This is a genomic window from Pectobacterium atrosepticum (assembly GCA_019056595.1).
Taxonomy (GTDB): domain Bacteria; phylum Pseudomonadota; class Gammaproteobacteria; order Enterobacterales; family Enterobacteriaceae; genus Pectobacterium; species Pectobacterium atrosepticum.
The window spans coordinates 4,325,121-4,338,953 of sequence record CP036163.1 but is presented as its reverse complement, the minus strand read 5'-3'; the positions used below and the strand labels follow the sequence as shown (position 1 = coordinate 4,338,953).

General features: G+C 51.3%; 11 protein-coding genes. 7 read left to right on the top strand and 4 right to left on the bottom strand.

Features of this window, described 5'->3' with window-relative positions; genetic code table 11:
* Window positions 1–58 precede the first annotated feature (58 nt).
* From kdbD to DCX48_20350, 3 genes are all read left to right on the top strand, one after another.
* Window positions 59–2,791: a two-component system sensor histidine kinase KdbD gene (gene kdbD, locus DCX48_20360; GenBank protein QXE16657.1), complete on the top strand. Its 2,733-nt coding sequence runs from the start codon at window positions 59–61 to the stop codon at window positions 2,789–2,791.
* A 5-nt stretch (window positions 2,792–2,796) separates the two neighbouring features.
* Window positions 2,797–3,477: a two-component system response regulator KdpE gene (gene kdpE / locus DCX48_20355; GenBank protein QXE16656.1), complete on the top strand. Its 681-nt coding sequence runs from the start codon at window positions 2,797–2,799 to the stop codon at window positions 3,475–3,477.
* Between the two features lie 93 nt (window positions 3,478–3,570).
* Window positions 3,571–3,999 carry an EamA family transporter gene (locus DCX48_20350; GenBank protein QXE16655.1) on the top strand — a complete coding sequence of 143 codons (429 nt, stop codon included), beginning with the start codon at window positions 3,571–3,573 and terminating at the stop codon, window positions 3,997–3,999.
* 62 nt (window positions 4,000–4,061) lie between these two features.
* On the opposite strand, the gene DCX48_20345 is transcribed toward DCX48_20350, so the two are convergent.
* Window positions 4,062–5,705, bottom strand: coding sequence for an alpha-D-glucose phosphate-specific phosphoglucomutase (locus tag DCX48_20345; protein ID QXE16654.1), 1,644 nt, complete (start codon window positions 5,703–5,705; stop codon window positions 4,062–4,064).
* Between the two features lie 176 nt (window positions 5,706–5,881).
* Complete coding sequence (gene seqA, locus DCX48_20340) at window positions 5,882–6,418, bottom strand: replication initiation negative regulator SeqA (GenBank protein QXE16653.1); 537 nt, start codon at window positions 6,416–6,418, stop codon at window positions 5,882–5,884.
* Between the two features lie 273 nt (window positions 6,419–6,691).
* Here seqA and DCX48_20335 point away from each other — a divergent pair, with 273 nt between their 5' ends.
* Both DCX48_20335 and DCX48_20330 read left to right on the top strand, forming a co-directional pair.
* Window positions 6,692–7,459: an esterase gene (locus DCX48_20335; protein ID QXE16652.1), complete on the top strand. Its 768-nt coding sequence runs from the start codon at window positions 6,692–6,694 to the stop codon at window positions 7,457–7,459.
* Between the two features lie 292 nt (window positions 7,460–7,751).
* A complete protein-coding gene (locus DCX48_20330) occupies window positions 7,752–8,033 on the top strand; it encodes a LexA regulated protein (protein ID QXE16651.1) in 282 nt (93 codons plus the stop codon).
* 115 nt (window positions 8,034–8,148) lie between these two features.
* Here DCX48_20330 and DCX48_20325 read toward each other — a convergent pair whose 3' ends face one another.
* Window positions 8,149–9,816, bottom strand: coding sequence for a methyl-accepting chemotaxis protein (locus DCX48_20325; protein ID QXE16650.1), 1,668 nt, complete (start codon window positions 9,814–9,816; stop codon window positions 8,149–8,151).
* 884 nt (window positions 9,817–10,700) lie between these two features.
* Here DCX48_20325 and fldA point away from each other — a divergent pair.
* Together fldA and fur are read left to right on the top strand one after the other, a co-directional pair.
* Window positions 10,701–11,228: a flavodoxin FldA gene (fldA, locus tag DCX48_20320; protein ID QXE16649.1), complete on the top strand. Its 528-nt coding sequence runs from the start codon at window positions 10,701–10,703 to the stop codon at window positions 11,226–11,228.
* Window positions 11,229–11,557: 329 nt separating this feature from the next.
* Window positions 11,558–12,007 (top strand): ferric iron uptake transcriptional regulator, encoded by a 450-nt coding sequence (fur, locus tag DCX48_20315; protein QXE16648.1) that lies wholly within the window; start codon window positions 11,558–11,560, stop codon window positions 12,005–12,007.
* Window positions 12,008–12,070: 63 nt separating this feature from the next.
* Here fur and glnS read toward each other — a convergent pair whose 3' ends face one another.
* The gene (gene glnS / locus DCX48_20310) at window positions 12,071–13,729 is read right to left on the bottom strand and encodes a glutamine--tRNA ligase (GenBank protein QXE16647.1); all 1,659 of its coding nucleotides are present in this window, start codon (window positions 13,727–13,729) and stop codon (window positions 12,071–12,073) included.
* Between the last annotated feature and the right edge of the window lie 104 nt (window positions 13,730–13,833).

The following is a 13,833-nucleotide window of genomic DNA, read 5'->3' as shown; positions in this document are numbered from 1 at the left end:
CCCGCCGTCTTTGCTACGGCCTGACATCTGTTCAGGCCGCTCCAATAAGGGATAGCTCATGATTGACGGTGAAGACCGCCGCCCAGATCCCGATAGCCTGCTGGCACAGGTGGGTACGCCACCGCGTGGGAAGCTGAAAATCTTTTTTGGCGCCTGTGCAGGCGTAGGGAAAACCTATGCCATGTTGCAGGAAGCTCAACGGCTGCGGGCGCAGGGATTAGATATTATTGTCGGCGTGGTCGAAACCCACGGACGGAGCGAAACTGCTGCGCTGTTGGATGGGTTACCGCAACTGCCGCTCAAGCATCTTCGCCATCACGGTCGCCACACTGTCGAATTCGATCTGGATGCCGCGCTGGCACGCTGTCCGGCACTGATTCTGATCGACGAACTGGCGCACAGCAACGTCAACGGCTCACGTCACCCCAAGCGCTGGCAGGATGTGCAGGAACTGCTCGATGCCGGTATCGACGTCTTTACCACGGTGAACGTCCAGCATCTGGAAAGCCTGAATGACGTAGTCGGTGGCGTCACAGGGATCAGAGTACGAGAAACGGTGCCGGATCCGATCTTCGATCAGGCTAGCGAAGTCATTTTAGTGGATCTGCCGCCAGACGACCTGCGGCAGCGTTTGAATGAAGGCAAAGTGTATTTGCCGCTTCAGGCCGAACGCGCCGTCGAGAACTTTTTCCGTAAAGGCAATTTGATCGCCCTGCGCGAGCTGGCGCTACGGCGCATGGCAGATCGGGTTGACGATCAAATGCGCGCTATGCGTGCCGGACAAGGCCGCGAGCAAGTCTGGCATACGCGCGACGCCATTCTGTTATGTATCGGCCACGGCACGGGTAATGAAAAACTGGTGCGTACCGCAGCACGACTCGCAGCACGCTTAGGCAGTGCCTGGCACGCAGTTTACGTCGAAACACCACGCCTGCACCGCTTACCCGAACCGCAGCGACGTGCCATTTTGCGTGCATTAAAGCTGGCGCAGGACCTCGGGGCCGAAACCGTTACGCTATCCGAGCCCGACGAAGAGCTTGCCGTCCTGCGCTATGCCCGTGAACATAATCTCGGCAAAATCGTCATTGGACGCCATGTGGAGCAGCGCTTCGGCTGGTGGTGGCGCACTCGCTTTGCCGAACGGCTCGGCAGATTAGGGCCCGATCTCGATCTGGTTGTCGTCGCCGTACAGGATGACGCGCCTGCCGCACCGATAAAAACGCCCGATGCGCGTGGGCTGGTAGAAAAATGGCGTATGCAACTGTTTGGCTGTGGGTTGGCAACGCTGCTGTGCGCCTTTATCACCCTGCTAGCCTCATGGTCGCCATTTGCCATGCTGGAACCGGTCAATCTGGTGATGATTTATCTGCTGGCCGTGGTGATCGTCGCGCTCTTCTTTGGTCGTTGGCCATCGGTGTTCGCTGCCGTCATCAACGTCGCCAGTTTCGATCTCTTTTTCATTCTACCGAGCGGTACGTTTGCCGTGTCGGATGCGCAATATCTGGTGACCTTTGCCGTGATGCTCGGCGTCGGCCTGCTGGTCGGTAACCTGACGGCGGGCGTACGCTATCAGGCCAGAGTCGCCCGTTATCGCGAGCAGCGCGTCCGTCATCTGTATGAGATGTCCAAGGCACTGAATCGCAGCCTGTCCAGCGCCGATATCGTCGAAGCCAGCCAGCATTTTCTCAGTACAACGTTTCAGGCCAAGATCGCGGTTCTGTTGGCCGATAGCCTGCATCACACCTCGCCCGACTTGCCGCAGCCCGCACGGGATAATCAGCAGCTGATTGTCGATAACGCTATCGCTCGCTGGAGCTTCGATCATCGTGCGCCTGCCGGTGCGGGGACATCCACCCTGCCCGGTGTGTCGTATCAGATTCTGCCGCTCGCCACCACGCAGCAAATCTTCGGCGTACTGGCGATCGAGCCCAGTAACGCGCGGCAGTTGATGATTCCCGAGCAGCAGCGCCTGCTGGAAACCTTTACCGTGCTGATCGCTAATGCGCTGGAGCGTCTGCATCTGGTGCAAAGTACAGAAAATGCCCGGCTGGATGCCGAGCGTGAGCAGTTGCGTAACTCGCTGCTTGCCGCACTCTCGCACGATCTGCGTACGCCGCTGACAGTACTCTTTGGTCAGGCCGAGATTCTTACGTTGAATCTGGCGAGCGAAGGATCGCCTTATGCCCAGCAGGCCAATCAGATCCGCCAGCACATTTTGAACACTACGCGGCTGGTGAATAATCTGCTCGATATGGCACGTATTCAGTCTGATGGTTTTAACCTGCGCAAAGAGTGGCAAACATCCGAGGAGCTAATCGGCAGTGCCCTACAACAGTTGGAAAGCGCGCTGGCGAAAAACACCATTCAGGTTAATCTACCTGATGAGATGGTTCTGGTTTATTGTGATGCTGGGCTGGTAGAACGCGTGTTCATTAACCTGTTGGAGAATGCGCTGAAGTACGCCGGAGAGCAGGCCACGATCGTCATTACGGCTCACGTTGTCCCGCAGACTGATACGCAGGAAAACGCACTGGAAATCATCGTGATGGATAATGGTCCGGGAATTGAGCACGGCCAAGAAAGTATTATTTTTGATAAATTCTCCCGCGGTCACAAAGAGTCATCGATTCCCGGCGTGGGATTGGGGCTGGCGATCTGCCGGGCAATTGTGGAAATTCACGGTGGCCGTATCTGGGCAACTCACGTCGAAAGCGGCGGTGCAGCCTTTCATTTCACCCTACCGCTGTCGGCACCACCGGATCTCGAACCGGAAGATATTGAGGAGCACTAAATCCATTGCAGGCCACTATTCTGATCGTCGAAGATGAAAAAGAGATCCGTCGTTTTGTACGTCAGGCGCTGGAAGGCGAAGGCTGTCGCGTGTTTGACGCAGAAACGATGCAGCGCGGCCTGTTAGAAGCGGCCACGCGCAAACCCGATCTGATTATTCTCGATTTAGGCCTGCCGGACGGCAGTGGCATCGACTACATTCGCGATTTACGCCAGTGGAGCAGCCTGCCCGTGATTGTGCTTTCTGCCCGTACCGACGAGCAGGATAAAATAGGTGCTCTGGACGCGGGGGCCGATGATTACCTGACCAAACCGTTCGGCATCGGTGAACTGCTAGCACGATTGCGCGTGGCACTGCGGCGCCACAGCAATACCCAGCAGGAAACGCCGCTGGTGAGTTTCGGTACGATCACCGTTGATTTACTTAACCGGCAAGTAAATCGCGATGGTCAGGAATTGCACCTGACGCCCATCGAATTTCGTCTGCTGGCAACCTTACTCGCTAACCCCGGCAAGGTGCTGACGCAGCGCCAACTCCTGACGCAAGTCTGGGGGCCTAACGCCGTCGAGCACAGCCACTATCTGCGTATTTACATGGGGCATCTGCGCCAGAAGCTGGAAAGCGACCCCGCCAGACCGCGCCATCTATTGACTGAAACCGCTATCGGTTATCGATTTATGCCGTAAAATCACCTTTCTGTATTAGGCGACGTCCGTGGAGAATTTCTCCCGCAGTACGCGCCCGTCTTTTCTTCAGGAATACATCAGGAATACATCGTCATGAGTAGTTGGTTGATTTACGCCTTGCTGTCTGCTGTATGCGCCGCGATGGTCGCGATATTTGGCAAGATTGGTTTGCAAAATTTGGACGCCAATACGGCGACCGCGATTCGTGCCGTCATCATGGCACTTTTTCTGGTGGGAGTGGTGGTCGCGCAAGGTAAACTGGTGCTGGTCGGTGAGATTATTGCCAATAAGAAGGCGCTGTTGTTCATTGTGCTCAGCGGCATCGCGGGTGCATTGTCGTGGCTGTTTTACTTTGTCGCGTTGAAGACCGGTAACGTCGCACAGGTCGCGCCGATCGATAAACTCAGCGTGGTATTTGCCGTTGTGCTGGCGGTCATACTGCTGGGAGAAAAAATTTCACTGGTGGCGGGAGCCGGCGTTGCGCTAATTTCGGTGGGAGCGCTACTTGTCGCGTTAGGATAACGATGTTCTACGTTTTCTGGCTATACAAGATTAAAAAGGCGCTGCAAGCAGCGCCTTTTTACTTATTTGGCGCTTGCCAGCACCGCACTAACAATCTCTACCGCTTCTTTCTCGATGCGCTCGCGGTGTTCGACCCCGAGGAAACTCTCACAGTAGATCTTGTAGGCTTCTTCCGTACCGGAAGGACGCGCAGCAAACCAGCCGTTCTCCGTCATCACTTTCAGGCCACCGATCGATGCCCCATTGCCCGGCGCAGCAGTCAGGCGAGCAGTAATCGGATCGCCCGCCAGCGTACTGGCCGACACTTGCTCAGGCGACAGTTTAGACAGCGCGGCTTTTTGTGCATGTGTCGCAGAGGCCTGAATACGGTTGTAGCTCGGTGCCCCAAAGCGTTGTGCCAGCTCATCATAATGCTGCTGCGGGTTTTTACCCGTCACAGCCGTAATTTCTGCCGCTAGCAGACACATGATGATCCCGTCTTTGTCCGTCGACCACGGCGTGCCGTCAAAGCGCAGGAAAGAAGCCCCCGCGCTCTCTTCACCACCGAAGCCAAAGCTGCCGTCATACAGACCGTCAACGAACCATTTGAAGCCAACGGGTACTTCCACCAGCTTGCGGCCCAAATCTGCCACCACACGGTCGATCATCGCACTGGATACCAGCGTTTTGCCGACAGCAACAGATTGTCCCCACTGTGGACGGTGCTGGAACAGATAGTTGATCGCCACCGCCAAATAGTGGTTCGGATTCATCAGCCCTGCCGGAGTGACGATACCGTGGCGGTCATAGTCAGGATCGTTGGCAAACGCCAGATCGAATTTATCACGCAGCGCCAGCAGCCCAGCCATAGCGAACTCTGACGAACAATCCATACGGATCACGCCGTCATGATCCAGCGACATAAAGCGGAATGTCTGATCGACGGCATCGTTAACCAGCGTCAGATCCAGCTTGTAATGCTCTGCGATGCGCTGCCAGTAGGCAATACCAGAACCGCCCAGCGGGTCGACGCCCAGTTTCAGACCGGCGCGTTGAATCGCCGCCATGTCTACCACGCTAGTCAAACCTTCTACATAGGCCTGAACCAGATCCTGCTCGTGGACATGTCCGCTTTGCAACGCCTGATCCAGCGTAATGCGTTTTACGTCACGCAGTTCATCTGCCAACAGCGCATTCGCCCGCGTCTCAATCACGCTGGTGAGGTTGGTGTCCGCAGGGCCGCCGTTCGGCGGATTATATTTGATGCCGCCATCTTCCGGCGGGTTATGGGACGGCGTAATCACAATGCCGTCCGCCAGCGCACCGCCCTGACGATTGTGAACCAGAATCGCGTTAGACACCGCAGGCGTTGGAGTAAAACCATTATCCAACTGAACGATGACATCCACGCCATTGGCAGCCAACACTTCTAGCACGGAAATAAAAGCAGGCTCGGAGAGCGCGTGAGTATCTTTACCTACATAGCACGGGCCACTGATGCCCTGCTTTTTGCGCTCTTCTGCAATCGCCTGCGCAATCGCCAGAATGTGCGGTTCATTAAAGCTATGACGCCCCGCGCTACCGCGATGGCCAGACGTACCGAATTTCACCGCGTGCGCTGTGTTGCCGATTTCCGGGCGCAGCACATAATATTGTGACGTTAACTGTGCCACATTAATCAAATCGCTCTGCCGGGCAGGCTGTCCGGCCCTTGGGTGATTAGCCATTGGCGCTTCTCCCTAACGCTGTAGTTAGATAAGTGGTTGATATATAGGTCATACTTCAAGCTGCTTGTGCGTTGACTTCCCTAACTCACCCCAGTCACTTACTTATGTAAGCTCCTGGGGACTCGCGCGGTTGCCGCCTTCACGCAACTCGAATTATTTAGGCTATAGATAAATAATTAGATAGTGCCGCACACTTTTTCTGTCAGTTCCGCGGGGAACTGCATAGCCAGCATGATGTGCTCAACCATGCTGCGTTTACGACCCGTATTCGTGTTGGTAATCACCCAGTATGGCGTGCCCGGAATATGTTTAGGCTTTGTGTGAGTGCCATGCTGAAGCAAGGTTTGTTGGTCGCCCGCGAAATAGACCCGGGTGCGGCCATGAAGAGACTCCGTCGCGACAGCAAATTCCTGCGGCGATAGGGTATACAGCGTGCACAGAACCAGCATAAAGCGATTAATGGCCTTATTCTGTTCAGCATATTCATCTGACAGCAGCAGTTCACGAAGGGTTCGAACCCGATCGCGCGGACTCGGTGCAGCAGCAGGCTGAGACGTCGCCGTTGCCGTCGCCTCTACCGCTGGCGTTGTGACAGTCTGCCCAGCAGTAAATTTCAGCATACGCCGTAAAATATCCGATGCGCTCTCACCAATATGCTGTGTGTGGCTGGCAATATAACGATAAAGCTCTTCGTCGACTTCAATAGTTTTCATCTTTATCCAGTGCTGTTTTTACCCATTATCGTGCAAATTGCAGAGACGCTTCCCTTCTGCAACCCGACACCGATGGGTAGATGACTCAAATCAAAAGGATTATACAGGCGTTCAAACATTATCGAACAGCGGCATAGTGGGACAATACCAAAAGTCAGACTATGCCCCAATGCCTTTCACATTCCTTCGAGTAGCTATGCTGTTCCTTCAGTGACAACGTCGATTCTAAAGTCATGATACCCTAAGCCCATGTCTCTCTGAATGAACTTCACCATGAAATTGAATCATCGCTGGCAAAATGCGCACCAGCCCACAGATAAACTCCCTGTTGTCCTGATTCATGGCCTGTTTGGCACATTAGATAACCTTGGCGTATTGGGTCGGGATTTGCAAAACACGCATGACATTCTGCAAATCGATTTACGCAATCACGGTTTGTCGCCGCGTTCACCACAGATGAACTACCCTGCGATGGCGCAGGACGTGCTGGAGCTACTGGATGAACTGAACATCGAACGCGCTAGTGTTATTGGCCATTCGATGGGCGGAAAAGTCGCCATGGCGCTCAGTGCACTTATTCCCGAACGGCTGGACAAACTAGTCGCGATTGATATCGCACCAGTGGATTATCAGGTGCGCCGCCACGACACCATTTTCGCTGCGCTACGCGCCGTAACGGAAGCCGGTCTGACATCACGTACCGAAGCGACAGCACTCATGCGCCAACATATAAAGGAAGAAGGGGTGATTCAGTTTTTACTGAAATCCTTCCAGCAGGGAGAGTGGCGTTTTAACGTGCCCGTTTTGTGGGATGAATACGAGAATATCGTTGGTTGGCAAGATGTTCCAGCCTGGCAAGGACCAATACTGTTCATTCGTGGCGGCGATTCCCCCTATCTGGACGATCGCTACCGCGATTCACTGCTGCGCCAGTTTCCAGCGGCGCGTGCGCATGTGGTCAGCGGCGCCGGCCACTGGGTTCACTCAGAAAAACCCGATGCGGTTTTGCGTGCGATCCACCGTTTTCTGGACGCGAATTAACCAGACGATACTCACACTGGCGGATTCATGGTAGTGGCGGCAGTTAACCGTTGTCGCCGCCTGTGCGGCTAGGGTATGATGGCGCTCGCAGTAGAGGGACGGCTGATTCAGCCACAAGCATTGTAACCACTTCATCAAAATGCACGTATAACTTCCCGGCATGTTCCACATATTAGGTAAACCGCAACCTGACAATCCTGTTACAGGATGAGAATAGACATCGGTTTTATTTGTAGAGCAAGACGGATAGCACCGTGTATTTTGGTCCGAATACCTTGCAGTATCATTACTTATGGCAAAAGAACAAACGGATCGCACCACACTGGATCTGTTCGCAGATGAGCGTCGTCCGGGCCGCCCCAAGACCAATCCGCTCACTCGTGACGAACAACTAAGAATTAACAAGCGTAATCAACTACGTCGCGATAAAGTTCGTGGCTTGCGCCGTGTTGAATTAAAGATTAACAGCGATGCCGTTGATATCCTGAACAGCCTTGCTGAAGAGCGGAACATTAGCCGCAGTGAATTGATTGAAGAGATGCTGTTGGCGCAGTTGGCAGAACAGCAGTCCTGATTGACGTAACGCGCTATTCACACAATGCAGTATTCACATCTTGTGCGGCGCCATTTCTGACGCCGCCTGGATGTTCATCCAAGACTAAAAATACCATCACGGATTAAAACAACAGTTAGAATTTTTCCCAGTTATCGCTACTGGTCGGTAGCGCTTTACCTGCACGCGGGGCAATCGCCTGTGCTTTTCGCACCGGTTTTGCTGCCACTTGCAGCGCTGATTGCGTATCGGACAGTTGGAACAGCGACACAGTCTGGTTCAACAACGCCGCCTGTTCTTCCAGCGACAAGGCCGCAGAAGAAGCCTGTTCAACCAACGCGGCGTTTTGCTGCGTTACGCTGTCCATTTCCGCCACGGCCTGACCAACCTGCGCAATACCTTTGCTCTGCTCTTCCGAGGCAGACGCGATTTCCCCCATGATATCTGTCACGTTGGTAACCGCACGGACGATATCCTGCATGGTATCACCAGCATCGCTAACCAGATTGGAGCCGGTATCCACACAGCGAACCGATTCAGAAATCAGCCCTTCAATCTCTTTCGCTGCCTGCGCACTGCGCTGCGCCAGACTGCGAACTTCTCCTGCAACTACGGCAAACCCACGCCCCTGTTCACCCGCACGCGCCGCTTCTACCGCTGCGTTAAGTGCCAGAATGTTGGTCTGGAAAGCAATGCCGTTAATAACGGTTGTGATTTCTGCGATTTTTCTTGAACTACCGGATATTTCCGCCATGGTTTTCACCACGTTTTCAACAATTTCACCGCCCTTCTTCGCCGTTGTCGAGGCTTGTAATGCCAGTTGGCTGGCGTGGTTGGCGTTTTCGGCGTTCTGTTTCACCGTCGCCGTCAGTTGCTCCATGCTGGCTGCGGTTTCTTCCAGCGCGGAAGCCTGCTCTTCGGTACGAGATGACAGATCGTTGTTACCCGCAGCAATCTCAGAAGCACCCTGATAGATAGAATCCGTGCTATTTCTGATTGTGCTAACGGTAGTAGCCAAACTCCCCTGCATTTCACGAAGCAGTGGGAACAGACGACCGACACAGTTATTACCAAAGTCCAGAATTGGCTTGCCCAGGTGACCAGAAGCAATCACGCTAAAGTGATAGCGCAGGTCATTCAACGGGCGAACCAGGCACACAACCAGATAACGGTCGGTCAGGAACAGCATGATAAGGCCGATAAACAACCCACTCAGCAAAATGTTCTGCCCAACTGTGGTGATTTGTTCAAAACGCACACCCGCCGCATCGAATTTCTCTGCGCTGGCGTTACTGAACGCGGATAGAGATGCGCCAAACTGGCGACTCAATGGCGGCACAACGTCCTTGGCCTGATTTTGGTAGTCATCCAACGTGTTGGCGGCGGCCTTTTGGTAAAGCGGCTCAACACCTTGAACAATCAGATTACTCCAGTCACGGCTGACAGCCTGTACCAATGCATCGTCCAGACTCGCATGATCGATAGCATTAAACGCCACCAGATCAGACTTCAGTTTATCCAGTGCAACTAATGCCGATGCCTGCTCTTTATCTGCGGTTGCGTTATCACCACTACGACGAGCATCAACAGCGCGCGCCAGACGAGTCACCATACGGAAGTATTGATCGTTGCCCTGGTTGATAAAATTCATGTTCTGAACCAGCAAGGTGCTGGTCTTCGAAGTCGCCGTCATCTCTTTAAAAGAGAACATGGTATATATCGATACGCCGCCCCAAAGAACACAAAAAACGCCCAGCACCCATAACATAGCGGTTCTGATGGCAATATTTTTTATAAGTCTCATAGCTCACTCCAAATCAGGAAAATGGTTAAAAAGATTTTTATCGCTAATCAACCGATATGAATCAGAAAATTCACACCATGAAACAGGTCACTTCTCCTTAGCGTTCAAATTTCACCGAGTTGAAAACTCAAAAACCACGCTAACTCATCGGCTAAATGCAGAGAATATTTAGCGTTCTCGCTATATTTATTAATATAATTTTTCACACTGAGAATAAACTCACCTATTTTTATAGATATAAGGATTTTAATCAGAGGGTTGCAAGTAAAAGCCTCATCCACTCCACCCTGTGCGGGCTAGTATGGATATGCCATGATACAGTAAGGTGATGAGAGATGATTTTAACGTTATTCTTTAACATCAAAAAATAAAACCATCCCCCACATCATTGCATCGTTTCAGCTGCAAATGGTTATAATTCTCACTCATCTTCATTAGGAATATTCCCGAAAAATGTTACAGGTCTTCAATTCGATAAAAACATTATCTTTATATACATTTTAATTCTCCTGAATAGTAAGGTACCGTTGCGTGACTTTTATTTTCACAAAGAGAAGTCTGCTTTTAATTACAACCGGGACAAGTCATGAAAATAAAAAGCAGATTCATAAAAAATGAAACATTGTTATAAATAAATAACCGCGATAACACTAAGGAAATAGGCGTTTAACCTCAGACAATAACATAAACCCTATTAATTATGGGGATTTTAGCGTCAGCAGAGATGCTTTCGTTTCCCTTCTTTACCTCCTCCTTTCACCCGCCCTTGATTTACGCATCCTTACCGATACGAGTTTCTCCAGATGTGAGTGTCTGTTATTATTAACAGATAAGTGGGTGAAATATTACACCATACCATTAGGAATCAAGAGGTTATTCAATTCATGGCACTCATCGGAATATTCTTTGGCAGCGATACAGGCAACACTGAAAACATTGCCAAAACGATCCAACAGCAGTTAGGCACCGGCGTTGCGGATGTTCATGACATCGCTAAAAGCAGCAAAGAAGACCTCGAAGGTTTCGATATTCTGCTGTTGGGTATTCCAACCTGGTATTACGGTGAAGCTCAATGTGATTGGGATGACTTTTTCCCGTCACTGGAAGAAGTTGATTTCACAGGAAAATTGGTTGCTCTGTTTGGTTGCGGCGATCAGGAAGACTATGCGGAATACTTCTGTGATGCCATGGGCACCATTCGTGACATTATTGAGCCTCGCGGCGCGACGATTGTCGGCCACTGGCCAACTGAAGGCTATTACTTTGAAGCCTCTAAAGGGCTCGCCGACGACAATCACTTCATTGGTTTAGCTATCGATGAAGACCGTCAGCCTGAACTCACCAACGAACGTGTAACGACGTGGGTGAAGCAGATCAGCGATGAACTGAATCTGAAAGAGCTGGTTGGCTAAGCCATTTTGGCTCTGATATCCCCTATCAGAGCCAAAACAGCATTGATAGGTAAAACCTTTCATAATAATTGATACATTTTTTTAACTTCTATCAGTAAACCTGTACAATAATCCCATCGGTTTTATACGTGCATCACCATTTCCTCATTCATCAACAATAGATTGCGTTGTATATCAGTAGTGTGAGTGGGGACAATATTGTTAACATTCCCTTGTTTTCATTTTGTATGCGCAGTTCTATAATTGAGATGTGATTAGATTTTTTAAGCCGACCGATGTCATAGGCTAGGCAGCCTCCATTGATAAGTAAGCAACAGGACTAAACCCGCATGACTGACAACAATACCGCATTAAAGAAGGCCGGCCTGAAAGTCACTCTTCCAAGACTGAAAATACTGGAAGTGTTACAGGATCCTGTCAGCCATCACGTCAGTGCGGAAGATTTATATAAGAGACTGATTGATATGGGCGAAGAGATTGGTCTTGCTACTGTCTATCGCGTACTCAACCAGTTTGATGATGCGGGTATCGTAACCCGTCATAACTTCGAAGGTGGCAAATCCGTCTTTGAATTGACGCAGCAGCATCATCACGATCACTTAATTTGCCTCGACTGTGGCAAAGTCATTGAATTCCGCGATGAATCTATCGAAGCACGTCAGCGCGAGATCGCAGAAAGACACGGCATTAAACTGTCCAACCACAGTCTGTATCTCTATGGGCATTGCAGTGAAGGGGATTGCAGAGAGGACGAAACTCTGCACGACTCCACACGATAAATCGACCGCACAAAAAAATAAAACCGCCGAGGCGGTTTTATTTTTGTCTTCTTACCAGTGACCTTAGCCTACCCAAGTATCGCGTAGTCCAACCGTACGGTTAAACACCAGGTGTTCCGCACTGGAGTAAACGCGATCGGCACAGAAGTAACCTTCACGCTCAAACTGATACGCTTTCTCTACTTCAGCCTGCACCAAACTCGCTTCTACAAAACCTTGCGTAATTTTCAGTGAGTCTGGGTTAATCGTTGACAGGAAGTCATCCGCCGCCGCAGGGTTTGCCACACTGAACAAACGATCGTACAAACGGAATTCCGCTGGCACCGCGTGCGCCGCAGAAACCCAGTGGATGACGCCTTTCACTTTACGACCATCAGCCGGATCTTTGCTCAGCGTTTCCGCATCATAGCTACAGTAAATCGTGGTGATGGTGCCCTGCTCGTCTTTTTCAATGCGATCGGCTTTGATCACATAGGCATTACGCAGGCGAACTTCTTTACCCAAAACCAAACGCTTGTACTGCTTGTTAGCTTCTTCACGGAAGTCAGCACGATCGATGTAAACTTCACGGCTGAATGCCACCTGACGCGAGCCCATTTCTGGCTTGTTCGGGTGATTTGGCATCGCAACAAACTCTTCGTGCCCGGCTGGCAGATTCTCGATCACCACTTTGACCGGATCCAGTACCGCCATCGCACGCGGAGCGTTTTCATTCAGATCGTCGCGGATACAGGATTCAAGCGCTGCCATTTCCACGTTGTTATCCTGCTTCGTTACGCCGATACGCACACAAAATTCACGGATAGAAGACGCACTATAACCACGGCGGCGCAGGCCAGAGATGGTCGGCATACGCGGATCGTCCCATCCTTCAACGACATTTTCCACAACCAGCTGATTCAGCTTACGCTTGGACATAATTGCGTATTCGAGATTAAGCCGAGAAAACTCGTACTGACGTGGGTGGCAAGGAATGGAGATATTATCCAGCACCCAGTCGTACAGGCGGCGGTTATCCTGGAATTCCAGCGTACACAGAGAATGCGTGATCCCTTCCAGCGCATCGGAAATACAGTGAGTAAAGTCATACATCGGGTAGATGCACCACTTATTACCCGTCTGGTGGTGATCGGCAAATTTAATGCGATACAACACCGGATCGCGCATCACGATAAAGGATGATGCCATATCGATTTTTGCACGCAAACAAGCAGTACCTTCAGCAAACCCGCCGTTGCGCATTTTTTCAAACAGCGCCAGATTTTCCTGTACGGTACGATCGCGATAAGGACTATTTTTACCCGGCGCCGTCAGCGTGCCACGGTATTCACGAATTTGTTCAGGCGTCAGTTCATCAACGTAAGCCAATCCTTTACCAATCAGTTCAACCGCATAAGCGTGCAGTTGATCGAAATAATCAGAAGAATAGCGAACGTCGCCGCTCCATGAAAAACCCAGCCACTCGACGTCACGTTTGATCGACTCAACGTATTCAATATCTTCTTTTACCGGATTGGTGTCGTCAAAACGCAGGTTGCATTGCCCCTGGTAGTCACGCGCGATCCCAAAATTCAGGCAAATAGACTTTGCATGCCCAATATGCAGGTAGCCGTTCGGCTCTGGCGGGAAACGCGTCTGAATATGGTCATGCTTACCGGACGCCAGATCTTCATCGATAATCTGACGGATAAAGTTGGTTGGGCGGGCTTCAGCCTCACTCATTCTTCATTCCTCAATGCTAAAACGACGTATAACCAACAATGATCCAACAAGCTACGCTGGGAAACAACCGTTAGTTTCATTTAATTATTCATAACGAAAAAAAA